The sequence below is a fragment of the Shewanella sp. P1-14-1 genome (assembly GCF_001401775.1).
Taxonomy (GTDB): Bacteria; Pseudomonadota; Gammaproteobacteria; order Enterobacterales; family Shewanellaceae; genus Shewanella; species Shewanella japonica.
The window spans coordinates 79537-105818 of the sequence record NZ_LKTL01000011.1; the positions used below are offsets into that span (position 1 = coordinate 79537).

Annotated in this window: 26 protein-coding genes; 14 read left to right on the forward strand and 12 right to left on the reverse strand. The window is 40.5% G+C overall.

The annotated features are described in order from the left end of the window. Positions 1-64 precede the first annotated feature (64 nt). The 6 genes from AN944_RS09825 to AN944_RS09850 all read right to left on the reverse strand — a co-directional run bounded on the left by AN944_RS09825 (position 65) and on the right by AN944_RS09850 (position 5723). Positions 65-1195, reverse strand: a complete 1131-nt coding sequence (locus AN944_RS09825; RefSeq protein WP_055024432.1) for a cupin domain-containing protein — start codon at positions 1193-1195, stop codon at positions 65-67. 71 nt (positions 1196-1266) lie between these two features. Then, on the reverse strand, positions 1267-2637 hold the full coding sequence (purB, locus tag AN944_RS09830; protein ID WP_055024433.1) for an adenylosuccinate lyase: 1371 nt from the start codon (positions 2635-2637) through the stop codon (positions 1267-1269). A gap of 40 nt (positions 2638-2677) precedes the next feature. Further along, positions 2678-3298, reverse strand: a complete 621-nt coding sequence (gene hflD, locus AN944_RS09835) for a high frequency lysogenization protein HflD (protein WP_055024434.1) — start codon at positions 3296-3298, stop codon at positions 2678-2680. A gap of 3 nt (positions 3299-3301) precedes the next feature. After that, complete coding sequence (mnmA, locus tag AN944_RS09840; protein WP_055024435.1) at positions 3302-4420, reverse strand: tRNA 2-thiouridine(34) synthase MnmA; 1119 nt, start codon at positions 4418-4420, stop codon at positions 3302-3304. A 140-nt stretch (positions 4421-4560) separates the two neighbouring features. Beyond that, entirely contained in the window at positions 4561-5040 is a 480-nt protein-coding gene (locus AN944_RS09845; protein WP_055024436.1) for an NUDIX hydrolase, read from the reverse strand. 35 nt (positions 5041-5075) lie between these two features. Continuing rightward, on the reverse strand, positions 5076-5723 hold the full coding sequence (locus tag AN944_RS09850; protein ID WP_055024437.1) for an rRNA large subunit pseudouridine synthase E: 648 nt from the start codon (positions 5721-5723) through the stop codon (positions 5076-5078). A 284-nt stretch (positions 5724-6007) separates the two neighbouring features. On the opposite strand from AN944_RS09850, the gene AN944_RS09855 reads away from it, so the two are divergent. Then, positions 6008-8233 (forward strand): NADP-dependent isocitrate dehydrogenase, encoded by a 2226-nt coding sequence (locus AN944_RS09855; RefSeq protein ID WP_055024438.1) that lies wholly within the window; start codon positions 6008-6010, stop codon positions 8231-8233. Positions 8234-8479: 246 nt separating this feature from the next. Here AN944_RS09855 and cspD read toward each other — a convergent pair whose 3' ends face one another. Continuing rightward, a complete protein-coding gene (cspD, locus tag AN944_RS09860) occupies positions 8480-8686 on the reverse strand; it encodes a cold shock domain-containing protein CspD (protein WP_055024439.1) in 207 nt (68 codons plus the stop codon). 196 nt (positions 8687-8882) lie between these two features. Between cspD and clpS the strand changes: the two genes are divergently transcribed. After that, the gene (clpS, locus tag AN944_RS09865) at positions 8883-9191 is read left to right on the forward strand and encodes an ATP-dependent Clp protease adapter ClpS (RefSeq protein ID WP_055024440.1); all 309 of its coding nucleotides are present in this window, start codon (positions 8883-8885) and stop codon (positions 9189-9191) included. Positions 9192-9250: 59 nt separating this feature from the next. Beyond that, the gene (gene clpA / locus AN944_RS09870) at positions 9251-11509 is read left to right on the forward strand and encodes an ATP-dependent Clp protease ATP-binding subunit ClpA (protein ID WP_055024441.1); all 2259 of its coding nucleotides are present in this window, start codon (positions 9251-9253) and stop codon (positions 11507-11509) included. 133 nt (positions 11510-11642) lie between these two features. On the opposite strand, the gene infA is transcribed toward clpA, so the two are convergent. The 3 genes from infA to aat form a co-directional block, all read right to left on the reverse strand. Then, positions 11643-11861: a translation initiation factor IF-1 gene (infA, locus tag AN944_RS09875; RefSeq protein WP_011496276.1), complete on the reverse strand. Its 219-nt coding sequence runs from the start codon at positions 11859-11861 to the stop codon at positions 11643-11645. A gap of 85 nt (positions 11862-11946) precedes the next feature. Further along, a complete protein-coding gene (locus AN944_RS09880; protein WP_055024442.1) occupies positions 11947-12660 on the reverse strand; it encodes an arginyltransferase in 714 nt (237 codons plus the stop codon). Further along, positions 12650-13357 carry a leucyl/phenylalanyl-tRNA--protein transferase gene (gene aat, locus AN944_RS09885; RefSeq protein ID WP_055024443.1) on the reverse strand — a complete coding sequence of 236 codons (708 nt, stop codon included), beginning with the start codon at positions 13355-13357 and terminating at the stop codon, positions 12650-12652. The genes AN944_RS09880 and aat overlap by 11 nt, the downstream gene beginning before the upstream one ends. 53 nt (positions 13358-13410) lie before the next feature. On the opposite strand from aat, the gene AN944_RS09890 reads away from it, so the two are divergent. After that, the gene (locus AN944_RS09890; protein ID WP_055024444.1) at positions 13411-13902 is read left to right on the forward strand and encodes a glycine zipper 2TM domain-containing protein; all 492 of its coding nucleotides are present in this window, start codon (positions 13411-13413) and stop codon (positions 13900-13902) included. A gap of 106 nt (positions 13903-14008) precedes the next feature. On the opposite strand, the gene AN944_RS09895 is transcribed toward AN944_RS09890, so the two are convergent. Further along, positions 14009-14371: a hypothetical protein gene (locus AN944_RS09895; RefSeq protein ID WP_055024445.1), complete on the reverse strand. Its 363-nt coding sequence runs from the start codon at positions 14369-14371 to the stop codon at positions 14009-14011. 198 nt (positions 14372-14569) lie between these two features. Here AN944_RS09895 and AN944_RS09900 point away from each other — a divergent pair, with 198 nt between their 5' ends. Further along, positions 14570-15337 carry a Nif3-like dinuclear metal center hexameric protein gene (locus AN944_RS09900; protein ID WP_055024446.1) on the forward strand — a complete coding sequence of 256 codons (768 nt, stop codon included), beginning with the start codon at positions 14570-14572 and terminating at the stop codon, positions 15335-15337. A 27-nt stretch (positions 15338-15364) separates the two neighbouring features. Then, the gene (locus tag AN944_RS09905; protein ID WP_082419981.1) at positions 15365-17302 is read left to right on the forward strand and encodes a monovalent cation:proton antiporter-2 (CPA2) family protein; all 1938 of its coding nucleotides are present in this window, start codon (positions 15365-15367) and stop codon (positions 17300-17302) included. Positions 17303-17385: 83 nt separating this feature from the next. On the opposite strand, the gene metG is transcribed toward AN944_RS09905, so the two are convergent. Beyond that, positions 17386-19428: a methionine--tRNA ligase gene (gene metG, locus AN944_RS09910; RefSeq protein WP_055024447.1), complete on the reverse strand. Its 2043-nt coding sequence runs from the start codon at positions 19426-19428 to the stop codon at positions 17386-17388. Positions 19429-19583: 155 nt separating this feature from the next. Between metG and apbC the strand changes: the two genes are divergently transcribed. The 8 genes from apbC to AN944_RS09950 all read left to right on the forward strand — a co-directional run bounded on the left by apbC (position 19584) and on the right by AN944_RS09950 (position 26249). Beyond that, positions 19584-20699, forward strand: coding sequence for an iron-sulfur cluster carrier protein ApbC (apbC, locus tag AN944_RS09915; RefSeq protein ID WP_055024448.1), 1116 nt, complete (start codon positions 19584-19586; stop codon positions 20697-20699). Between the two features lie 9 nt (positions 20700-20708). Next, the gene (gene udk / locus AN944_RS09920) at positions 20709-21347 is read left to right on the forward strand and encodes a uridine kinase (protein ID WP_055024449.1); all 639 of its coding nucleotides are present in this window, start codon (positions 20709-20711) and stop codon (positions 21345-21347) included. Between the two features lie 247 nt (positions 21348-21594). Next, positions 21595-22440: an aminodeoxychorismate lyase gene (gene pabC / locus AN944_RS09925; RefSeq protein ID WP_055024450.1), complete on the forward strand. Its 846-nt coding sequence runs from the start codon at positions 21595-21597 to the stop codon at positions 22438-22440. Between the two features lie 6 nt (positions 22441-22446). Further along, positions 22447-23457 (forward strand): endolytic transglycosylase MltG, encoded by a 1011-nt coding sequence (gene mltG / locus AN944_RS09930; RefSeq protein WP_055024451.1) that lies wholly within the window; start codon positions 22447-22449, stop codon positions 23455-23457. Beyond that, positions 23454-24083 carry a dTMP kinase gene (tmk, locus tag AN944_RS09935; RefSeq protein WP_055024452.1) on the forward strand — a complete coding sequence of 210 codons (630 nt, stop codon included), beginning with the start codon at positions 23454-23456 and terminating at the stop codon, positions 24081-24083. Before mltG ends, tmk begins: the two co-directional genes overlap by 4 nt. Positions 24084-24117: 34 nt before the next feature. Then, positions 24118-25077: a DNA polymerase III subunit delta' gene (gene holB, locus AN944_RS09940; protein WP_055024453.1), complete on the forward strand. Its 960-nt coding sequence runs from the start codon at positions 24118-24120 to the stop codon at positions 25075-25077. Between the two features lie 12 nt (positions 25078-25089). Then, positions 25090-25416: a PilZ domain-containing protein gene (locus AN944_RS09945; RefSeq protein WP_055024454.1), complete on the forward strand. Its 327-nt coding sequence runs from the start codon at positions 25090-25092 to the stop codon at positions 25414-25416. A 44-nt stretch (positions 25417-25460) separates the two neighbouring features. Next, entirely contained in the window at positions 25461-26249 is a 789-nt protein-coding gene (locus AN944_RS09950) for a TatD family hydrolase (RefSeq protein WP_055024455.1), read from the forward strand. Positions 26250-26282: the final 33 nt, after the last annotated feature.

The following is a 26282-nucleotide window of genomic DNA, read 5'->3' on the forward strand; positions in this document are numbered from 1 at the left end:
CAAAAGGCGCTTAACCCAATGGATAAGCGCCTTTTTTGTATTAATACTTCAAGACCTTTACACGCTATTCAGCGAAGTATAACCAACCTTGATTTACACATAATGTGAGTAATGTGATGACTGCGGGTAAATCTTTCCAGTTCAGTAAAACTGACTGACAGATGAGATGCTCGTTACTGACGATATCGATAATCTCACTCTCTATATTGTCAACGTTTACAGCTTCACCATTGATATAGATTTGTGCTTGTTTATCGTTTTCTAGTGACAGAATTTTGAGTCCACCGACGCGTTGTAAGCTTGCACCGTCTTCAATGGCTTCAATCACATCTACTGAACTAATCGCTTGTTCAAATGGGTTAATGTCTAGCTCAAAACGGTTTTGGCTTAACATTTTCCCAAGCATTGTTTGATATTGGTTTGGATCGTTTGCCAGTTGGGCTAATAAATCCATAATCCCTTGTTGTTGTGCTTGGCTTACTTGGCCTTTATTTGCGACTTCTTCATTCGAAGTAAAACGGTGTTGGCCACAATTATTGTCAATCAATGCATCAGCTAATTCTGTTAATAGTTCTTGTTGGCTTGGTGCTCTAAAACCGATGGAGTAACTCAATGCCAGTGACAATGTTTCACCGCAGTGGGGAAAACCTGGTGGAATGTAAAGGATGTCACCTTTAGTTAATACCACATCGATAATTGGCTCAAAGTCATCAACTAATGGGCTATTTATATCGCCGCCACGTTGTTTATGGTCGCCTCTATCACCGACTTTCCAGCGACGCTCGCCTTCGCCTTGAATAATGAATACATCATAATTATCGATATGAGGTCCTACACCACCTTTAGGTGTTGCAAAAGACACCATCAAATCATCAAAGCGCCAATCTGGTAAAAACCGGAATGCTTCAACAAAAGCTTGTGACTCAGGATACCAATGGTTAACTGCTTGTACTAATAATTGCCATCCATTTTCGCCGTATTCGTCATAGTCCTCAAAGGGACCTTGTATGACATTCCAACCATCCGGTTTCGTTTGGACAATACGAGAAGAAATATCTTCTTCCATTGCCAAACCTGCTAATTCATCGGCAGAAATCGGATCTTCAAAGGCATTAAAAGCATTTTTAATGACAATAGGCTTTTTTTGCCAAGTGTCTTTGACAAACGCCGCAGTATCAAAATTTAATGTATACATAGTCAATAAAAAGGCGACAGCTCTGCTGAGATGTCGCCATTCCTTAATTTAAACAGATAGCTGTTTATAAATTACTTTAACTCATCAACAAACGCTTCAGCGCGGCCGATGTAGTTAGCTGGTGTCATTGTTTTAAGTTCAGCTTTAACACTGTCAGGCAGCGCTAAACCATCAATGAATGTAGCAAGTTGTTCGCCATCAATACGCTTACCACGTGTTAACTCTTTTAATTTTTCATATGGCTTTTCGATACCGTAACGACGCATCACAGTTTGTACTGGTTCAGCCAGTACTTCCCAGTTCTTGTCTAATTCGGCACGTAAGTTATCTTCATTCACTTCAAGCTTGCTGATCCCTTTCATTGTTGCTTGATAAGCAATTAATGAATGAGCCATACCGACACCAAGGTTACGCAATACGGTAGAGTCCGTTAAGTCACGCTGCCATCTTGAAACAGGTAACTTAGCAGCAAGATGTTGCATAAGTGCGTTAGCAATACCAAGGTTACCCTCTGAGTTTTCAAAATCGATAGGGTTAACTTTATGTGGCATCGTAGAAGAACCAATTTCGCCAGCAATAGTACGTTGCTTAAAGTGACCTAATGCAATGTAGCCCCAGATATCACGATCGAAATCGATAAGAATAGTATTGAAACGAGCAACAGCATCAAATAGTTCAGCAATGTAATCATGCGGTTCGATTTGAGTGGTGTATGGGTTCCAGTTAATACCAAGGCTTGTTACAAAGCGTTGCGACAATTCATGCCAGTTAACTTCAGGGTAAGCAGAGATGTGTGCGTTGTAGTTACCAACTGCACCATTGATTTTACCCATGATTTCAACAGCGTTGATTTGGTTAAGTTGGCGTTCTAAACGAACTGCCACGTTTGCCATTTCTTTACCTAATGTAGAAGGTGATGCTGGTTGACCGTGTGTACGTGACATTAACGGTACAGATTTGTTTTCTGCCGCTAATTTTTTGATTGCATCAACAATTTCAAGACACTGAGGTGCTAATACTAAATCACGTGCTTCTTTAAGCATTAACGCATGAGATAGATTGTTAATGTCTTCAGAAGTACAAGCGAAGTGAACAAATTCGTCAATTGCAACTAACTCAGCGTTGTCTGCAATTTTTTCTTTAATGAAATATTCAACCGCTTTAACGTCGTGGTTGGTGGTTCTTTCAATTGTTTTAACGCGTAACGCGTCTTCTTCGCTGAAGTTATCCTTGATGCTATCCAGTAAAGTTAATGCTTCTTCGCTGAATGGCGGAACTTCTTCAATCTCTGGGCAACTAGAAAGTAGTTTTAACCAGTTAATTTCAACTTGAACACGGTATTTAGTTAAACCGAATTCGCTGAAAATGCCTCGTAAAGAGGTGGTTTTGCTACCATAACGACCGTCTATCGGAGAGATAGCAGTCAGTGCAGAAAGATCCATTTGAAGCTCCTTGATGAACTTTTGTTGTAGGGTGATACGATTAATTATTTTTACGGCTACTAATAGCAGTATCCACAATGGCTTTACGAGCAAAAACGAGGTGGCGACGTTTGCCTCCGAGTTGGCGCCATAAAACTGCACTACGCATAGCTGATAAAAGTAAAGCACGGATTTTTTGTTGTACTTGCGGTTGTTGCAAGCAAGCTGGATTACCAGAAATTTGTAATTTGGGGCCAAGCTCACTGATCACATCGCTGTATATGCTCGCTAAACTCGCAATGATTTGTTCATCGGTAATGGCGAAGTGATGTAATTGACGGTGCACTTGGTTGATACGTTCGGCTAGCATACCTAACCCATTTGCTGAGCGAGCGAGCTTACGTTCTAATGCGAGCATCCCAACTAGGTAGCGAGTGGTTTCAACATCTTTGCTGTTGCCATCACCTAACTGATTCTCAATCAGTTGGTACCCTTTATTGAGTGCTTGTTTATCTTGATAAATTTCTGAAACAGAATCTGGGTCAGTCACCATAATGGTGTTCAGACTCGCAGCAAGAGCTGTTTCGTCTGAATCGCCATGACGCGCGAGATGTTGAACTTGAGCAATCGCTTGTAAAATACCTGCAAACGCCATAGTGCGTTCAAATAATACTTGGCTCACGCTCTATCCTCTAATTAGTGTATCGATAATACCGCCGCCTAAGCAGACTTCACCATCATAAAAAACAGCAGACTGACCAGGTGTCACAGCAGCTACTGGCTCATCAAATATCACGCTAATTTTGTCATCACCTTCAGTCGTCACGGTACAGTTAACATCTTGCTGACGGTAACGTGTTTTCACGGTTATCTTAGCTGGTGAACTTGGGCCTTTGCGGTCAACCCAATGAAGTTGACTTACTGTCATGCCATTTGACATCAGGCGAGGGTGGTTTCCACCTTGGCCGACAATTAAAACATTACGCAATAAGTCTTTTTCAACTACGTACCAAGGATCGTCATTACTGTTTTTCATGCCACCAATGCCAAGCCCTTTACGTTGACCTAGCGTGTGATACATCAAACCTTGGTGGGTTCCGATGACTTCGCCTTCAGCGGTTTCAATATCACCAGGTTGCGCTGGTAAATATGTACCTAAAAAGTCGGTAAACTTTCTTTCACCGATGAAACAGATACCTGTACTGTCTTTTTTATCATGGGTAATTAAGCCCATTTCTTTGGCGATATCACGAACTTGAAATTTTTCTAGTTCGCCGACGGGAAATAAGCTTTTAGCGACTTGTTTGTCACTTAAGGTATACAAGAAGTAGCTTTGATCTTTGTTGTTATCAATACCACGTAGCATTTGAGTGGTACTGTCTTCGTTATCACGGCGGCGAACGTAATGTCCCATCGCAATAAAGTCAGCATCTAAAATTTCATCTGCAAATTCTAAAAATGCTTTAAATTTGATTTCTTTGTTGCACATAATATCCGGGTTAGGAGTACGACCTGCTTTATATTCAGCAAGGAAGTGCTCAAATACATTGTCCCAGTATTCAGAGGCGAAGTTAACTGTGTGAAGCTTAATGCCTAACTTGTCACATACTGCCTGCGCATCTTTTAAATCTTCAGCTGCAAGACAATATTCATCCGTGTCATCTTCTTCCCAGTTCTTCATAAACAATCCCTCAACCTGATATCCTTGCTGTTGGAGCAAGTATGCAGAAACTGAAGAATCTACACCGCCGGACATGCCTACGATGACTTTTTTACCATTTGAATCGGGATTGATTGATGTCATAAAACCTAAAAACCAGTGAAATTACGGATACAAGAGATGAACATGTGGTCGAGTCGAGTGCTTTTCAAGTCAACAAACCCAGTCTTTATTCGTAGATAAATACCTTACGAAAATCTCTAAATTGTGCGGCGCATATTCTATCATGCATTATTGTTGTCGGCTATCACCTGTAAGTCACTATTAATCAGTGATAATGGGCTGTGAGCTTTATGTAAAAAGTCTTCTACGGATTTAATGACTAACGGGCTGCGAAGGATCGCTTTACGTTGTTTAATTTCATCTAAAGTTAACCAGTGACACGCGATAATGTCGTTGTCTAGTGGTATGCATTGGTCGTTATCTTGCCATTCAGCTGCAAAAGTAAAACGCACAAAAGCTAATTCTTCACTGGCACTATATTGATAAATGCTTATAAGGCCAGTTAATGTAATATCCAGCCCAGTTTCTTCTCTAACTTCTCTTCTACAAGCCTGCTCGAGTGTTTCATGGGCTTCAATATGGCCAGCGGGTTGATTTAGACGTAGTTGGTTATCAATGAGTTCTTCAACGAATAAAAATTTTCCCTGACTATGGATGACGCAGGCGACAGTCGTATTAGGCTTATAGCGAAGTGTTGACATGGTGTCGTCCTCTCATCATTTATATTATTAATCTGTTACTGCTTAATGGTTTTATAAGCACCATTAGGCAAGTCATCTAAACTCCATTGACCTATTTTATAGCGAATTAATCTTAGAGTGGGGTGGCCAACATGAGCGGTCATTCTTCTAACTTGACGATTGCGGCCTTCACAAATTTGTATTTCTAACCATGTAGTGGGGATAGACTTTCTTTCCCTAACAGGCGGAACTCGTTCCCAAACTGTGGGCTCTTCAATCACCTTAACGTTCGCTGGTAATGTCATTCCATCTTTTAATTCAACACCTTGCTGTAATGCAGTAATTGAGTATTCGCTAGGTTCACCCTCAACTTGTACCCAATATGTCTTGAAAGTTTTTTTATTCGGTTGGGTTAATTTTGCCTGTAATTTACCGTCATTGGTCAGCAGTAATAATCCTTCGCTGTCTCTATCCAATCTGCCAGCAGCATAGACATCTTTTACCGGAATAAAATCTTTTAAAGTTTGTCTTCCTGATTCATCAGTAAATTGACATAGAACATCAAAAGGTTTGTTAAATAACACTATTATCGGATTTTCAACAGGTTTACTTACCGTGCGCTTAGTCGGCTTACGGTGTTTTTTATTTACTTTGGAAAATGCAGGTTTAGTGCTAAAACGTTTGGGTTTGTCATTTGCTGACATACATAAGCCTATTTAGGATGAAATTGATTCATTTTGTATAGTTTACTTGGCATTGGGCCTTAGTGGAATTTGAATCTTACAGATAATGGTCTATGATGTTGGCCTAAAAAATGTGATCTGTGCCCGTTTTTACACAAGCAGCCACACATTATTTTTCTAATTTCATAGGGATTTGTGCCATATACAACTGACATTGGCTTATAGATTGATGCAGTTGAAAGGTAGATAGTTATTACAATAATAAAATTATAAAAACTTTTTATTTCAATAATGTAGGAAAAAGCATGAAAGATAATTCTCCAACGATCATTTATACTGAAACTGATGAAGCACCCGCATTAGCGACGCTTTCATTACTCCCAATCATCCGTACATTTACCAATGCTGCTGGTGTTAAAGTAGAAACCCGAGATATATCTTTATCAGGCCGTGTTATCGCCAACTTTCCTGAAAAGTTAACAGCAGAACAGAAAATTTCTGATGCGTTAACAGAGCTTGGTGTGATGGCGGGGACGCCTGAAGCAAATATTATCAAATTACCTAATATCAGTGCCTCAATTCCACAATTAAAAGCCTGTATCGCTGAACTACAAGCCAAAGGTTATGATATTCCGAATTATCCTGACGAACCTACCACAGATGCCGAACGTGAAGTTCAAAGCCGTTATGACAAAATTAAGGGCAGTGCAGTAAACCCTGTTTTACGTGAAGGTAACTCTGATCGTCGTGCGCCAGGCTCAGTAAAAAATTATGCTAAGAAAAACCCGCATTCAATGGGTAAATGGGAAAGTAACTCAGCTTCTCACGTTGCTCACATGCAAGAGGGTGACTTTTATGGCAGTGAACAATCTGTCACTGTTGCCGAAGCTGATAAAGTTAGCATTGTATTAACTAAAGCTGATGGTCAAGATGTTGTGCTTAAGCAGGACTTGCCTTTACAAGCCGGTGAAGTCATCGACACTGCCGTGATGAGTAACAAAGCGCTTGTTGCTTTCTACGAACGTGAAATTGAAGCTGCAAAGTCTGAAGATGTTTTATTATCACTGCATTTAAAAGCAACCATGATGAAAGTATCAGACCCAATTCTATTTGGTCATGCAGTTAAAGTGTTCTTTAAAGATGTGTTCACTAAACACCAAGCATTGTTTGATGAACTCGGCGTTGATGTTAACAATGGCTTTGGTGATGTCTACGCAAAAATTGCAACATTACCAGAAGCAAAACGTGCTGAAGTAGAAGCTGATATTGCAGCTGTTTACGCAAAGCGTCCTGCACTTGCGATGGTTGATTCTGATAAAGGAATCACCAACTTACATGTTCCTAGTGACATCATTATTGATGCGTCAATGCCAGCTGCTATTCGTTCATCAGGAAAAATGTGGGGCCCTGATGGCCAATTGAAAGACACTAAGGCTATGATCCCTGATCGTTGTTATGCCGGTGTTTACCAAGAAACAATTGCATTCTGTAAAGCCAATGGTGCGTTCAATCCAACAACAATGGGCAGTGTGCCAAATGTTGGTTTGATGGCGCAAAAAGCTGAAGAATACGGTAGCCATGATAAAACATTTGAAATTGAGACTGCTGGTTTAGTGAAAGTTATCGACAGTAATGGCAATGTATTAATGAGCCATAATGTTGAAACTGGCGATATTTTCAGAATGTGCCAAGTTAAAGATGCACCAATCCGTGATTGGGTAAAACTTGCTGTAAATCGTTCACGTTTAAGTAATACACCTGCAATTTTCTGGCTAGACAGTAACCGTGCGCATGATGCGCAGTTAATCGCAAAGGTTGAGCGTTACTTAAAAGATCACGATACAGACGGATTAGATTTACAAATTCTAGCGCCTGTAGCTGCAACCCGTGCGACACTTGCACGTGTGCATGAGGGTTTAGATACCATTTCAGTAACGGGTAATGTTTTACGAGATTACTTAACTGACTTGTTCCCAATTCTTGAGCTGGGTACCAGTGCGAAAATGCTATCTATCGTGCCACTAATGAATGGCGGTGGTTTATTCGAGACAGGTGCGGGTGGTAGTGCGCCTAAGCATGTTCAACAAGTTGAGAAAGAAGGTCACTTACGTTGGGATTCATTAGGTGAGTTCCTTGCGTTAGCGGCATCGCTTGAGCATTTAAGCCAAACGCAAAATAACCCTAAAGCACAAGTATTAGCCGATACGCTTGATGCTGCCATTGGTCAGTTCTTAGATAGCAACAAGTCACCTTCACGCCGTGTAGGTGAACTTGATAACCGTGGTAGTCACTTCTATTTAGCGATGTACTGGGCTCAAGCATTAGCGGCTCAAGCAAAAGATGCTGATTTAGCTGCTGAATTTAGCGCACTTGCTGAATCATTAACGACTAATGAAGCTGCAATTGTTGCTGAATTAAATGACTCGCAAGGTCCAGCGGTTGATTTAGGCGGTTATTTCCGTTTAGACGCTGTTAAAGCTGAGAAAGCGATGCGTCCTAGCCAATTGCTTAATTCATTTATTACAGGCTAAGCGATAATCGGTTTAAAAGAGCGATTAATAAAAAGCAGAGATGAACGTCTCTGCTTTTTTTATCTCTGCAGCTTTATACCTGAGCTAAAATCTAAGATGGACAAAGTAAATGTCGAGGCTAAGTTGAAGGTGATGGGGGCGTTTTTGTTTGATTTATAAGCAAACGATAAATTATTTACATTATTTATGTGAAATAAAAAAGGCAGAGATTAAAATCTCTGCCTTTTTGTTTTATAGTTTCATCGACTATTTAGTCGGTGAAATGGCTGAAGCATGCATCCCTTTAGGGCCCTGCTCAGTTTCGAAATCTACAGGTTGTCCCGCTTTAAGCGTTCTATAACCTTCCATTTCGATTGTTGAATAATGTGCAAATACATCTTCGCCACCCTGATCTGGGCAAATAAACCCGAATCCTTTGGCGTTGTTGAACCATTTAACAGTTCCGCTTGCCATACTTCCACTTCCTTCTGTTGTCTACTTACCAGTAAGATAGTAAAACTTATTTTAATCAGCGGTCTTTTATTGCCGCCTCAGAACAGAATGAAATTTGTACGAAAAGATGTCAAGTAAAAATTAACAAAATGACAACATTTAATTAATTTAATAATATCAATTGGTCTTGTACCAAACTAGAGGCTAGTATTAACACATGGGTAGATTAGGCAGCGTAGAGCACACAGAAGAGCGTGTTGAATCGGAGCTACAACCACCTTCAATGTATAAAGTCGTGTTAAATAACGATGATTACACTCCGATGGATTTCGTGATTGAAGTGCTACAACGTTTTTTTAATAAGGATGAACAACAGGCCACGGACATTATGTTGGCTATCCATCACCAAGGTAAGGGAATATGTGGTGTTTATTCGTTTGGCATTGCTGAAACGAAAGTGTTACAAGTAAATCAATTTGCCAGAGAAAACCAACATCCGTTACTGTGTACATTAGAAGCCGCATAGTGAACAGTTGTTTCTCCATCGGTAACTCTGCAGTTTATGAGTATTTTTAGGGGGTGCTTATGCTAAACAAAGATCTTGAAGTCACCTTGAACCTAGCGTTTCAACAAGCTAGAGATTCACGTCATGAATATATGACGGTAGAACATTTATTATTAGCATTAATCAATAATCCATCGGCCAAAGAAGCACTACTGGCTTGTGGCGCTGATATTACTCGTCTTCACGAGGAAGTATCTAACTTCATTCAACAAACAACCCCGTTAATCGCTGAAAGCACTGAAGAGCGAGAAACTCAACCAACATTAGGATTCCAACGTGTTCTGCAACGCGCAGTGTTTCATGTGCAGTCCTCAGGTCGCAATGAAGTCACTGGCGCAAATGTGCTGGTGGCAATTTTTAGCGAGCAAGAATCACAAGCTGTTTACTTATTACGTCGGTGTGAAATTACCCGCTTAGATGTGGTCAATTTTATCTCACATGGTTTGCCTAAAGATGATGATAATCAGGAAATGAATAACCCTGAAGCATCAGAAGAAGGAACTGAACAAGCTGAAGACAGAAGTTTATTGTCGCAGTTTGCGACCGATTTAAATCAAATGTCTAAGGATGGTGTGATTGACCCACTCATTGGCCGTGATGATGAAGTTGAACGTGCAATTCAAACCTTATGTCGTCGACGTAAAAACAATCCACTACTTGTTGGTGAAGCTGGTGTGGGTAAAACGGCTATTGCTGAAGGGTTAGCTTATCGAATCGTTAATGAGCAAGTCCCCGATGTGATTAAAGATGCAACCGTGTATTCGTTAGATTTAGGTTCATTACTTGCCGGCACAAAATACCGTGGTGATTTTGAGAAACGCTTTAAAGGCTTGCTTAAAGAACTGGGTAAAAATGAACATGCGATTCTGTTTATTGATGAAATCCATACCATCATTGGAGCTGGTGCCGCTTCAGGTGGCGTGATGGATGCGTCTAACTTGCTTAAACCGTTATTATCTAACGGGACATTACGTTGTATGGGCTCAACGACTTTCCAAGAATATCAAAGCATTTTTGAAAAAGACCGAGCGTTAGCAAGACGTTTCCAAAAAATCGATATCAATGAGCCGTCAGTGGCTGAAACCACTAAAATCTTATTGGGGCTTAAATCTAAGTATGAGGAGCACCATGGTGTTCGTTATACTCAAGCGGCAATCAGTTCTGCAGCGAGTTTATCAGCGAAGCACATTAATGATCGTCACTTACCAGACAAAGCCATTGATGTGATTGATGAAGCGGGTGCTAGAATGGTGATGTTACCGCAAAGCAAACGTAAGAAAACCATTGGTCAACCTGAAATTGAAGCGATCATCGCTAAAATTGCGCGCATACCTGAGAAGTCCGTATCATCAACTGACAAGGATTTACTCAAAAACCTAGAGCGTAACCTTAAGATGTTAGTGTTTGGTCAAGACAAAGCCATTGAGGGGCTGAGTTCGGCTATTCGATTATCTCGAAGTGGTTTAGGTGCGGAGAAAAAGCCGGTTGGTAGTTTCTTATTTGCAGGCCCTACTGGTGTTGGTAAAACCGAAGTTACTAATCAATTAGCCGCATGTTTAAATATGAAGCTGATTCGATTTGATATGTCTGAATATATGGAGCGTCATACCGTCTCTCGTTTAATCGGCTCGCCTCCTGGTTATGTTGGTTACGAGCAAGGTGGTCTATTAACTGACGCCGTTATTAAAAACCCGCATTGCGTTGTATTGTTGGATGAAATTGAAAAGGCGCACCCTGATGTTTATAACTTGCTATTGCAAGTGATGGATCATGGTACGTTAACTGACAATAATGGCCGTAAAGCAGACTTTAGAAATGTCACCTTAGTGATGACCACCAATGCTGGTGTCCAAGAGTCTATTCGTACTTCGATTGGCTTTAAACAGCAAGACAATAGCTTAAATGCGATGTCAGAAATCAATAAAGTCTTCTCACCGGAGTTTCGTAACCGTTTAGATTCAATTATTTGGTTTAATCATTTAGACATGACGATAATTGCCAAGGTCGTTGATAAGTTCTTAATTGAGTTACAAGCTCAATTGGATGAAAAACGCGTTACTCTAGAGGTCACTGATGAAGCTCGTACTTTACTGGCTGAAAAAGGCTACGATAAGAACATGGGCGCAAGACCAATGGGTCGTGTTGTCACTGAGTTAATCAAGCGACCATTAGCTGATGAAATACTCTTCGGTAAGTTAGAGGCTGGCGGTATTGCCAAAGTCGACGCTAAAGATAATGAAATTGTTATTAGCTGTGAATGCGAAGAAAAAGTGTCATAAATTAATCGTGTTCATTCTGGTAATAAAAATGGCTATCTGAAAACAGATAGCCATTTTTGTTTGCATCAACGTTAATCATTAGCCAACAAAAAACCCGACAATCAAGCCGGGTTTTTAAATAGATGAGGCAGAATTAACGTGCGCGGAAGACGATACGACCTTTACTTAAATCGTAAGGAGTCAATTGAACCGTGACTTTATCACCCGTTAAAATACGGATGTAGTTTTTGCGCATCTTGCCAGAAATGTGTGCAATCACGACATGACCATTTTCAAGTTCTACGCGGAACATTGTATTTGGCAAGGTCTCAAGGATTGTGCCCTGCATTTCAATGTTGTCTTCTTTCGCCATTAATTGGTTACCTTTATGCCTTCAAATATAAAAAAAATTCGCAGTATCATGCCCCAAAAAGCGCTTGCTGTAAAGGATTGAAACACTAAAGCGTGGGTTCTTTTTCAATATGTTGCCATCCATTCGCTGTTAATATTTGATATGGACGATATAAACGTTTGTAATTCATTTTTCTATTTTCATCAATTTGATAGCCCAGATATACAAATTGCTTACCTAGTTGCAGGGCTAAATCACACTGCAACAAGATCATGAAGCTGCCGAGTGAGCGTTTAGCATAGTCAGGATCAAAATAACTATAAATGGCTGACAAACTATTATTGAGTTGATCCGTTACCGCCACTCCAATGAGTTTATCTTGGTCAAAAACTTCAATGTAAGTGGGTTTAAGCCAGCTGCACAGCAGGAAGTCATTATATTGATCTTCACTCGGAGGATACATTGGCCCATCAGAATGGCGGCCACTGATATAACGTTCGTATAATGCGTAGTGTTCAGCTGAACACTCATCTGTGACTTGCCATCTTAAGTCCTGATTGTTTTTGATGGTGCGTTTTTGTCGTTTAGAAAGTTTAAATTCGGGCACCACAACGCGAATAGATTGACATGCTGAGCAACTCGGACAGCGTGGTTTATAAATAGAGTTGCCATTTCGCCTAAAGCCCATGCCAAGTAATTGTTCAAATAGCGCGCCGTCCAACTGTGGCTCTTGAATAATTAATAGCTGCTCTTGAAGCCCATCAATATAGCTACAATCAAAAGGGTGACTAATGCCGACACTGATGCTTCTAGATGTCAAAATATACCTCTTGAGTAACCCAAGCTTGATTATCAATAACTTGATTACGTAATTGTTTTAAGGTTTGTAAAAACTCATTTCTAGGTACAGGTTTCGCACCTAAGTTTTCTAAATGTGGGTTCATAATTTGTGCATCAATCAGCTTAAAACCATGTTTGGCAATATGCTGATTAAGCATTGCAAATGCAGCTTTTGATGCATTAGTTTGGCGATGAAACATTGATTCTCCACAAAATACACTACCTACCGCTATTCCATATAAACCGCCAACAAGTGTTTTATCATCCCACACTTCAATTGAGTGAGCTTTACCCAAAGAGTGTAATTTAATATAGGCATTTTGAATATCGGATGAAATCCAAGTGCCTTGCTCACTGGCTCTTGGTTCTGAACATGCTTTGATTACCTCTGCAAAGGCATGATTAATGGTAAATCGCCACGTTGATTTTTTCAGGCATTTTCGCATTGTTTTGTTTAGCGGCTGAGTTTGTGGAGTAAATACCGCTCTTGGGTGAGGTGACCACCATAGGATGGGATCATCATCGTTAAACCAGGGGAAAATGCCTTGATAATAGGCTTCGACTAATCGAGTTGGTGATAAATCACCGCCAACCGCCAGTAAGCCATTTGGTTCGTCAAGTGCTTGCATGGGATCAGGAAACTGAGGAAGGTGATTTAAATAAGACAGTGAGTTCACAATTAAGTATATTATTAAATAGGTCTTATCTATACGTTAGCGGAATTTTGCTTATGTTGAAACTCACAAACAGCTCAGTGATGGTTTTTAGTGCACTTTTGGTCATATTATCAGGGGTAATGAGTAGCACAGCACTAGCGGCATATGAGCGTAATCAGGCAGTGCCAGTTGAAAAGGTAATCTATGGCCAAGTCGAATCAATTAAACACGTTACTCAAACGCAATTAGTCGAAGATCGTAACCTTGGCTGGAAAACCTTTGGCGGTGCATTAATAGGTGGCGTTATTGGGCATCAGTTTGGTGGTGGCTCAGGACAGGATGTCGCAACCGTATTAGGCGCATTACTTGGTGGTGCTGCAGCCAACCAATACGGCAACTCAACTCGTACACTTGAATATAAACTAATTGAAATGATGATTAATTTAGACGATGGAACACAAGTCATGGTGATACAAGACTTAGATCCTGGAATGTCATTTGTTGCAGGTGACGAAGTGCGTGTTGTGTATTTAACCGGTTATGTTCGTGTGGATTTAGCCATGTAATGAACGGATAGTAAAATCACATTTTTTGTGTGATTCGCGCAATAAAAAAGGAGCCTCAGTGGCTCCTTTTGTGATTGGTCGCTAGATCAGTAACAGTAAGCTTGTATTAGAAACCGCGAGGTAAGGTATTTTTACCTGCATTTGCTAATTTTTCACGCCATAGTTCTTTAGGTGTTTTACCGCCTGAAGTGTTGGCTTTTTTAGCAGTAGGCTTTTTCGCTTCAGTTTTGGCTGCAACAGCTTTTTTGGCTGCAGGCTTTTTAGCGACAACTTTTTCTGCAACAGGTGCTTCTGTTTGACCTTGAGTCACTTCAAGGTGCATTTTCTCAAGATCGCTAAAGCGTAAAGACTTGCCGCCATCAATTTTATACCAGCTGCCTTTCTGCTCGATTTCAACAGTTTTTGAAGTTTGTTTTTCAAGAGCAGCTTTAAGTTCGGCGATAAGCGCTTCTTTAGTCAAGTTTGACATATTGAGACCTATTTTTCTGTAATGAATAGTTTTATTTAATGTTTTCAACATCCCTTAGCGCTAATTTTAGTGTTTAAAGTACCCAAAAGTCCAATTTAAGCCAAAATCGCTTAGCAAATAAGCAATGTTAACAAGGGTTTTTCAATAAGTATTGGTCTGCGTTACACTATTAATATCAAAAATTTTAGGGTTAGTTTTATGTCATTAACGTCTGTATCTCGCGAGCAATTATCCAACTATCTAAATGATTTTCTTAGCGTTAGCCAATTTAAAGATTATGCACCTAATGGACTGCAGGTTCAGGGCACAGATACGATTAGTACCATAGTCACTGGGGTAACAGCCTGCCAAGCGCTCATTGACCAAGCGGCTGCAGTGAATGCTGATGCCATATTGGTTCATCATGGATTTTTTTGGAAAAATGAACCAGAAGTGCTTACAGGGATGAAATATAAGCGAATTAAAACGCTTATGAGTCACGATATGAATTTATTCGGCTATCATTTACCACTAGATGCCCATGAAACTATTGGGAATAATGCAGAACTTGCTAAGAAGTTAGGATTAGTCGATGTTGAAGTGTGTGCAGATATTCCACAAAATTTACTCTGGAAAGGAAAACTTGCAACGCCACTTTCGCCTCTACAATTAAGTGAGTTATTGAATCAAAAATTATATCGCCAACCATTTCATATAGGCGATGATGAGCAAATAATTTCATCGTTGGCATGGTGTACAGGTGGAGCGCAAGATTATATTGATCATGCTGCGGCTTTGGGAGTTGATGCATTTATTAGTGGTGAAGTTTCTGAGCGCACGTATCACTGTGCAATGGAGCTGGGAATCCATTATTTTGCTGCTGGCCACCATGCAACTGAGCAATTTGGTATTCAAGCATTAGGTGAACATTTAGCTGAAAAGTTTGGTTTGACACATCAGTTTATTGATATTGTTAATCCTGTTTAATCAATAGAAAAACCAAAGGTTAACGCCATGACTGAATATTTTATTCAAGCATTTATTTATTTATCAGCAGCGGTTATCGCAGTGCCTATTGCTCAACGCATGGGCTTAGGTTCCGTACTTGGCTATTTGATCGCAGGGGTTGTCATTGGACCGATTGTTGGGTTAGTCGGAAGTGAAACCAACACCATTCAGCATTTTGCAGAATTTGGCGTCGTCATGATGCTATTTTTAGTCGGTCTGGAGCTTGAACCTAAAATGCTCTGGTCGATGAGACATCGATTAGTGGGCATGGGTGGGCTGCAAGTCGGCTTATCGGCAGGTATTGTGATGGCTATTGCTATGATGTTTGAAATGTCATGGACGGTCGCGTTAACTATTGGCTTAATTTTCTCCTTATCTTCCACAGCGATTGTTTTACAAACGTTAGATGAAAAAGGCTTAACCAAAACAACGGCTGGTAAGAATGCATTTGGCGTGTTGTTATTTCAAGACATCGCGGTAATCCCTATGCTTGCGCTTATTCCGCTCCTAGCGCTTCCTGAATTAGTTGAAGCTGCGCAGTCCTCAGTGACAGCTGCTGCTGAGCACCACGAAGAACTTTCTTTAGTTGCAGACTTACATGGTGGTTTATATGCGCTGGTATTAGTGCTTTCAATCGGCTTGGTTGTATTTGGGGGACATTACTTGAGTCGGCCTGTATTCAGGTTTATCGCAGATTCAGGGGTGCGTGAGATCTCAACTGCGGCGGCTTTACTTTTGGTGATTGGGATTGCAACGCTAATGAGCTTAGTGGGGGTATCACCTGCACTTGGTACATTCTTAGCGGGTGTCGTACTTGCAAACAGTGAATTTAAACATGAGCTTGAAACACATATTGGTCCATTTAAAGGGTTATTGCTAGGCTTGTTTTTCATAACGGTCGGCGCAGGTATCGACTTTGAAATCCTTTGGAATTATCTCGGAGTGATATTAGGCGTCACAGCTGCTGTGATGCTATTGAAAGCGCTGGTATTATTAGTGCTGAGCTTTATATTTCGCATCAAAGGAAGTGATAGATGGTTATATACTCTGAGCTTGGCGCAAGCAGGTGAGTTTGGTTTTGTATTGTTAAGTTTTAGTCAGCAAAACCATGTAATTTCGCAAGAAATTGCGCAGCCGTTATCAATAGTCGTTGCGTTATCTATGTTCCTTACTCCTGGGTTATTCATTTTTTACGAAAAAGTCATCTTGCCTAAATACGAGAAAACCTCGAATGATCGAGAGCAAGATGAAGTCGATGAGCAGGGAGCAGTCATCATTGCAGGTATTGGTCGTTTCGGACAGATTGTGAATCGTTTACTGCTGTCTAATGGCGTTAAAACCGTCGTGCTGGATCACCAAGCGACCCAAGTAGACAACTTACGTAAAATCAATACGAAAGCTTACTATGGTGATGCAACTCGTCCTGATTTACTTGAGACGGCTGGCGTTGCCACAGCGTCAGCATTTGTTGTAGCGATTGATAACCCACAGAGTAGCGTTGAGCTCGTCAAGCACCTTAAGCACAAGTATCCTCACTTAAAAGTGATCAGCCGTGCATTTGATCGGGGGCATGGTCATTTGTTACGTCAAGCTGGAGCCGATTATGTTGAATCTGAAACGTTCAGGTCGGCATTGAAAGTAGGCGCTGAATCAATGAAAGCTATGGGGTTCTCTTCAGAGTTGGTCGAGCGACAAAAACAAACGTATATGAGAGTGGAAAAAGAAGCTTCTGAAGTACTGTATAACGAATGGGCTGGTCGCACTGACGGTGAGAAGTTTGGCGGTGACTTTATTAATCTATTCATTGAATATGAAGAGCGTTTGAAGGAAGCGATTGAAGCGGACACAGAGGCTTATAAAAGTCAGCGTTTTGCTCAAGAAGCGCCATGCGATCCTGAAAATGTGAACGCTTGCGAAGATGCTAATCCAAAGGTGATGTCATAATATGTTTTCTGGGTAGCTAGAAGCTGACTCATAAATAAAAAGGCCGTCAATTGACGGCCTTTTTTGTATTAACTCACCAGAGACTACATCACTCGCATGCCTGGTTTAGCGCCAGCGTGTGGTTCTAAAATCCAGATATCTTTTCCACCAGGGCCTGCTGCTAACACCATGCCTTCAGATTCGCCAAACTTCATCTTACGCGGCGCAAGGTTAGCGACCATGACAGTGTGTTTACCAATTAAATCTTCTGGTGCATAAGCTGATTTAATGCCTGCAAATACTTGTTTAGTTTCACCGCCTAAATCAAGCTCTAAACGAAGGAGTTTATTCGCTTTTTCAATGTGCTCAGCTTTAGCAATGAGTGCAATACGTAAATCGACCTTAGCAAAATCATCAAAAGTGATTTCAGGTGCTAACGGCTCTTTTTCAAGTTCTGTTTGCACTTGCTCAGCTTTAGGGGCTTTGGTTTCTGCAACTTGAAGATTTTCAGTTGACGCTTCAATAATCGCCTCAATACTCTTCATTTCAATACGTTGCATTAACGCTTTAAACTTAGCAATTTCGTGGCCTGCTAAATCTTGGTTTAAATTGTCCCAAGTTAAGGTTAACTGTAGGAAGCTTTCAACTTTTTCAGCTAACTGAGGCAACACTGGTTTTAGGTAAGTCACCAAAATACGGAACAAGTTAAGTGCATTACTACAAACTTGATGCGCTTCTTCTTGTTTTGCTTCGTCTTTGATTAACTGCCAAGGTGCAGCATCGGCAACATAAGCGTTCGCCATATCGGCAAGTGCCATGATTTCACGCATCGCTTTACCGAATTCACGGGTTTCATACAAATCAGCAATAAGATCTTGTTTAGCTAAGAAAGCCTCTGTTAACGACATATCGTTAATTTTAGCTAACTTACCTTCAAATCGTTTACTGATAAAACCAGCCGTGCGAGATGCTAAGTTTACCAATTTACCGACTAGATCTGAGTTTACGCGTTGAGCGAAGTCTTCAAGGTTTAAATCTAAGTCATCAACACGGCTATTTAATTTAGCGGCATAGTAATAACGAAGGTACTCAGGGTTTAAGTTATCTAAGTAGGTACGGGCTTTGATGAAGGTGCCCTTTGATTTAGACATCTTTGCGCCGTTCACTGTGACGTAACCATGAGCAAAAACACTCGTAGGTTTACGCACACCTGCGCCATCAAGCATTGCAGGCCAGAATAAACCGTGGAAGTTTACGATATCTTTACCGATAAAGTGATAAAGCTCGGTGCTTGAATCTTTATTCCAGTATTCTTCAAAGTTCAGATCATCACGTTTATCACATAAGTTTTTGAATGAACCCATGTAACCAATTGGGGCATCTAGCCACACATAGAAAAACTTGCCTGGTTGCTCTGGAATTTCGAACCCAAAATACGGCGCATCACGTGAGATATCCCACTGTTGTAATCCTTGGTCGAACCATTCTCTTAATTTGTTAGCAATTTCAGGTTGTAAAGAACCTGATGAAAGCCACTCACCGAGCATGGTTTCAAATGCAGGTAAGTCAAAAAAGAAGTGTTCACTGTCTTTCATGACTGGAGTTGCACCTGATACAACAGAGTAAGGATTGATTAAATCTGTTGTGCTGTAAGTTGCACCGCAGTTGTCACAGTTATCACCGTATTGATCTTCACTTTTACATTTAGGGCAGGTGCCTTTAACGAAACGATCCGGTAAAAACATTTCTTTTTCAGGATCATATAATTGCGAGATAGTTTTGGTTTTGATGTAACCGCCATCGCGTAATTTTAAGTAAATATCACTGGCTAATTCACGGTTCTCATCACTGTGAGTACTGTGAAAGTTATCAAATTGAATATTAAAGTCCGCGAAATCTTGTTCATGCTCTTTTTGTACTTGAGCAATCATTTCTTCTGGGGTAATTCCCATTTGTTGAGCTTTGAGCATGATTGGGGTGCCATGGGCATCATCAGCACAAATATAGTGACATTCATGTCCACGAAGCTTTTGGTAACGAGACCAAATATCAGTTTGAATATACTCAAGCATATGACCTAAATGGATAGGACCATTGGCATATGGGAGGGCACTTGTCACCAGGATTTTACGTTGTGAATTTGTCATTTCGTCTCAACAATCGATTACACTAAATATATGGTCAAGATACTAACCGATCAAAGTGATTATTTCATCAAACAACAACAAAAACGGCTAAATTAGCGCTCATTTTTCTCTAATTCTGGTACACTTGGGCAAATTTTTCGCTGGGAGTTCTGCTTTTGTCTACTTCGCATACAGATTATCAATTAAGTGATGACCTTCTTGGTCCAGTATTGAGTATTTTAGATGCATATCAAGATCCATATTTAGCCGAAGGGTTAGTGTCTGCAGGTTGTGTTAATAAGCTTGCGATAGAAGGCAAACGACTGCTTCTTGGCTTGGTATATCCTTACCCTTGTATGACGCAATATCGCGATACGGTTATGGATGTGACAAAAAAGCTCGCCGTGTTAGACGCCATCGACGAAGTCGAATGCGAAATTGATTTCCAGCCTCGCGTATTTTCAGCCATTGCTTCAGTAGAACCTATTCCAAATATCAAGCAAGTGATTGCAGTGGCTTCTGGTAAAGGTGGTGTCGGTAAATCTACAACTGCAGTCAACCTTGCGTTGGCATTAAAAGCAGAAGGCGCTGAAGTCGGTATTTTAGATGCTGATATTTATGGTCCATCAATCCCAATGATGTTGGGGCTTCAAGGTTTTAAACCTACATCACCAGATGGCAAAATGATGACAGCAGCTTCTGCACATGGCATTTCTGCTCAATCAATTGGCTTTATGCTAGGTGATGGAGAAGCCGCTGTTTGGCGCGGTCCAATGGCAGCAGGTGCATTGAACCAGTTATTAACTGAAACTCAGTGGCCAGAATTAGATTATTTAGTGATTGATTTGCCACCAGGAACTGGTGACATACAATTAACACTGTCACAAAAGTTTCCAGTCAGTGGCACGGTTGTTGTTACAACACCACAAGATATCGCACTTGAAGATGCTAAAAAAGGCATCACCATGTTCCAAAAAGTGGATATTCCAGTTTTAGGTATCATCGAAAACATGAGTTTTCATTTATGTCCTGAATGTGGTCATAAAGAACATCCTTTTGGTACCCATGGCGGCAGCAAGATTGCTGAACGTTATGAAGTGCCATTATTGGGCGCATTGCCGCTTAATATTAATATTCGTGAGTCAATGGATGAAGGTAACCCTGCGGTTGCCAGTAAGCCAGACTCAGAAGTTGCTGCTATTTATCGTGAAATTGCCCGTAAAGTGGGTGCGCAACTTGCCAAGCAGCAAAACAAAAACACAGTTTCAATCAGTATTTCAGACGACGAGTAAGGTTAAGTAATGAATTCTCAGCAATGTGTCATTATTGGTATCGCAGGTGCTTCAGCATCAGGCAAAAGTTTAATTGCCCAAACGATTTTTGAAGAACTAAAGCGCGACCTGGGCACCGATCAAATCGGTGTGATTAATGAAGATGCGTATTACCGTGACCAAAGTCATATGACAATGGAAGACCGTGTTAAAACCAATTATGATCATCCTAAAGCACTGGATCATCAACTATTAGCTGAACACCTTAAGCAATTGAAGAAGGGTGAGCAGGTAAATATTCCTTGTTATAGCTACAAAGAACATACTCGCATGAGTAAAACGCTGGATATGCAGCCTAAAAAGGTCATTATCTTAGAAGGTATTTTATTGTTAACTGATCCTAAATTACGTGAACTTATGGATGCGAGTGTATTCATGGACACACCGCTGGATATTTGTTTCTTACGTCGTTTAACTCGTGACGTTGCAGAGCGCGGCCGTACAATGGAATCGGTTATTGCGCAATATAAAGCAACAGTGCGCCCAATGTTCTTACAGTTTATTGAACCTTCAAAACAGCATGCTGATATCATTGTTCCTCGTGGTGGTAAAAACAGAATTGCGACGGATATTTTAAAAGCTCGTATTCAGCATCTATTAGCAAGATAATATCTTCGCTTTTATACAGATGCTTGTTTAAGTGATAAATTATAGGCTCTAATTCAGAGCCTATTTTTTAATGACGCTTTTAAATAGTATTACACCGCTTGTTATTTTAACTATCACCTACAAGATACGTAAATATGGCGTTGCGGCGGGGTGTTACAAATGACTTGCAATAACTCATTGATGTAAATTGATAATAGATTAAGTAAGAAAGTAGTTTTCACCCGCAGGGATAGATTCAGGATAAAACATGGCTTTAGTATTTGTGAACGGACAATCTGATAATACTATTCAAGCGCTCGACAGGGGGCTTGCATATGGCGATGGCGTATTTGCAACTATGCGAGTTTCCAATAGTCAGTTGATGTTTATTGAAGCGCACCTGTCTCGGTTAAACCAAGCTTGCCTTAGATTAGGTTTCCAACCTCCCGTATTATCTGATTTACAGTCCCGTTTGCAAAAGCATGCACAATCACTCGGTGAGGGATGTATAAAGCTCTTAATTAGTCGTGGTGTTGGTGGACGCGGTTATACCGCCCCATCGAATCCGACTATAACTGAAGTGATATCACTGCATGAGATACCAAAGCATTACCAAGGTTGGCAGCAGCAAGGCATTAGTTTGTCAGTTTCATCTGTACAGTTGGCTAAACAGCCGTTATTAGCGGGAATGAAGCATTTAAATCGCCTTGAACAAGTGTTGATTAAACAGTATGAATTAACAGCTAAGGCAGATGATTGGCTTATTCTGGATACTGATAATCATGTTGTTGAAACTTCAATGGCTAATATATTTTTGGTCAAAGGTAACCAAGTGATTACCCCAAAACTTTCTGATAGCGGTGTGGCGGGCGTAATGCGAGAGCAAGTCATCAACACATTGCTAGATAATCATTTTGCTGTAATGGCGACAAAGGTGACAATGGATGATATTAAAAACGCTGACCATGTCTTTATCACCAATAGTTTATTGGGTATGGTAAATATTAATTCAATTATTGATCGCCAAGTTAATGCCAGCTTAAGCTCGACCACTCACTATAAACCTTGGCAGTACACCACACCATTATTAACCCAGCTAACATTGTCACTATAAAATAATATGAAAAAAACACTCACGATACTTCTTACATCTTTGATGACACTGACTACGGTTGCGTGTGTGGTAGGGTTTTGGGCCTACCAACAGATTTTGGCCTACCCCAAACAAGCACTCAAGCTTAAAGAGCCGACCGAGTTAGTGATTGCCCAAGGTATGAATATTACTAAGCTAGGAAAAGAACTTGAAACAAATGGAACGCTTTCTGATAGTTGGAAATTTAAATATTTATTAAAAATTAAGCCTGAATATGCGCATATAAGAACAGGGTTATATCAAATTAATCCTGGAGACAATATCGAGACATTATTAACAAAACTAAACCGAGGCGACGAAATGACTTTTTCGTTGACCTTAATTGAAGGTAAAACCATTAAAGAATGGCATGAAGCATTAACTGATTTGCCGCATTTAACGTTTGATGAGGACGTATTTAATCGAGTGCTGCTAAAAAATGGTGATGATTCAGGATTACCTGAAGGAAAGTTTTTTCCCGAAACTTATCAATATCAAGCCAACGAATCTCTTGAGTCAATTTTAAATCGCAGCTATCAGATGATGCAAAAGACCTTAGAGCAAGCTTGGGAAGAGCGAGATAAGGAACTTAAACTCAAGACGCCTTATGAATTACTAACAATTGCATCTATTATTGAGAAAGAAACAGGTAAGCCATCAGAGCGTGATTGGGTTGCCGCAGTGTTTAATAACAGATTGAAACTTGGGATGCGCTTGCAAACCGATCCAACAGTGATTTATGGCATGGGTGAGCGCTATAACGGAAATATCACGCGCGCTGATTTACGCGAGAAAACAGCATTTAATACCTATCGAATAAATGGGCTACCGCCTACACCAATCGCAGCCCCAAGTAAGGCTGCTATTTTTGCCGCTGCGAAACCAGCTGACGTGAAGTATTTATACTTTGTATCAAGAAATGACGGTAGTCATGTATTTTCAGAGACATTAGCACAACATAATCGTGCCGTTAACGAGTATCAGAGAAACAGAAAATGATTGAACAAAAAGCGAAGTTTGTCGTAATTGAAGGCCTCGAAGGCGCAGGAAAATCAAGTGCGATTGAACTTGTAAAAACACTCATTACCTCCCATACCGGAAAAGCGCCGGTGTGTACTCGTGAGCCTGGTGGAACACCATTAGCTGAGAAAATGCGCGATTTAGTAAAAATTGCTGATGAAACCGATCCTTTATGTGATGAAGCAGAATGCTTACTTTTTTATGCTGCAAGGGCTCAGCTTATTGCCAATGTAATTAAGCCAGCACTTGCTGACAATACATGGGTATTAGGCGACCGCCATAACTTGTCATCTTTAGCCTATCAAGGCGGTGGAAGAGGGTTGATGCCGCTTGTAAAGTCAATCAGTGATATTACCTTAAAAGGGTTTAAACCGGATTTGACCTTATACTTGGATATTGAGCCAAAACTTGGGCTTGAGCGAGCAGCAAATCGTGGTGCACTGGATAGAATTGAAGTTCAAAAAATCGAATTTTTTGAACGCGCACGAGCAACATTTTTAGATTTTGCGGCAAAAGATGACTCTATTATTGTTATTGATGCCAGTAAAACCCTTGAAGAAGTGCATCAACAAATTACGACAGAATTAACGGCAAGATTATCTTGAATAGCACCACTTCACGACAAACAGTGAGACAATAATGCAGGCATTTTATTTGAACCAACTTCCGTGGTTAGATGCGCCATTTACGCGTTTTGTTAACGAGCGACTTAGTGGTCATAGTGCTCATGCGCAACTGGTAAGCATTGAACAAGGGTATGGCGGGCATATTCTTGCTAGGGAAATGGCTGAAGCTGCAATGTGCACTCAACTAACACCTGTTGGCGCATGTGGGCAATGCAAAAGTTGTTTATTGTTTAAAGCAGGAACACACCCAGATTGTCATGTTATTAAAGCTGATGGAACACAGATTAAAGTGGATCAAATACGTGACTTGTGCCAAAAACTCACGGTGACAGCGCAGCAAGGTGGTCAACGGGTTGCAATTATTCAAAATAGTGAGCAATTTAACCTTGCTTCAGCAAATGCACTATTAAAAACATTGGAAGAACCTGGGAATAATATTTTAATTATTTTACAAACTGATGTGCCGTCTCGATTACTTGCTACAATTAAAAGTCGTTGCCAACAGGTGGCTTACCTTAAACCTAACAAGCAACAAGTGCTTGATTGGTTAAATCAATTCCAACTACTGCCTCCTGCACCAGAAGGCCAAAAAACACATGATGTCACTTGGTGCTTAGGTATGATGGGTGGACCGTTAAAATTGGCTGAGAGTTTAGAAAATGAGCATTATCATAAGCTATTAACTTTCCGACAAGATTGGGCTAAAAGTATTCAGTCAGGTCATCTTAGTGGTAGTTTAATCAAGGTTTCTGAACAGCAAATTGTTGACGCACTTAATGTTTTATATTTGTACTTGCGACAATATGTGTTAAAAAGTAAAAAGATAGATCCATTAGCGACAAGTAACATTATTGGTTTGTCTTCGAAAGTGGCACAAATGTGTCAGCGATTAACGACAATGGCGAGTATTAATGCCCCAGCATTATGCCAAGACTATATACTCGAATTTAGACAACTTATTCATCTTAAATAATAGACTGAGACTATGACCGATCTTGTGGTAAATTTTGATACTCTGCACCAATTGTACAGAGCTTATATGCCTTTTATTAAACCTGCGGGTTTATTTATTTCAACGACTGAAAGCCATTTTTTAGGGCAAGAGTTGTCTATTTCATATAAATTACCTGGTACATCTCAAATGACCGACTTTAAAGGTGTTGTGGTTTGGATTAACCCTTTAGGCGCATCAGGTGGCAGGCCAGCAGGTATTGGTGTCAAAATTAAAACCGATCCTGAAAGCCATAAACACCATATTGAAAAATTGCTTTCAAGTGAACTTTCTTCAAGTGATTTGACCTGCACTATGTAGCTAGGTATTCTTGCTGGCTTATTTTCGTTTTAGATAAAATACCCATGTTAATTGACTCTCATTGCCACTTGGACCGTTTAAAAGCGGCGCCAGATCAACCTAGTTTACAAGCTATCATCGACGCTGCTAAATCTCGCGGTGTAGATTACCTGTTATGCGTTAATGTCCGCCAACAAGGTTTCGAATCAATGCGTGAGAAAATGGCGCAATTCGATAACGTATTCCTTTCTTCTGGTGTGCACCCATTAGATGTTCAAGAAGGGCTAAATGTAGCTGAAATCAAACAATTTGCGACTGATAAAAAGGTGGTTGCAATTGGTGAAACGGGTTTAGATTATTTTTACGCTCCAGAAACGAAAACGCTGCAACAACAATGTTTCGAGCAGCAAATTGCCTTGGCTGTTGAAGTGAATAAACCGCTGATTGTCCATACACGTGATGCCCGTGAAGACACTATTTCAATGTTAAAAGCAGGCGGTGCTGATAAAGTTGGTGGTGTATTACATTGCTTTACTGAAAACTGGGAGATGGCGAAGGCGGCGATTGACTTAGGTTTTTATATCTCAGTGTCTGGTATTGTGACGTTTAAAAATGCTGGTGAATTACGCAGTGTTATTCGACAAGTGCCGCAAGATAGATTACTTGTTGAAACTGACTCACCGTATTTAGCGCCCGTACCGCACAGAGGTCAGGAGAATCAACCAGCTTATGTGCGTGATGTCGCTGAATTTGTCGCTGAACTTCGTGGTGAGAAATATGAAGAGTTAGCTCGTTATACCTCTGAGAACTTCTTTAACCTTTTCACAGATGCAGCGAAACTCATTGGTCGCTAGTTTCAGACAAAAAAAGACCCAAAACTATCCAAT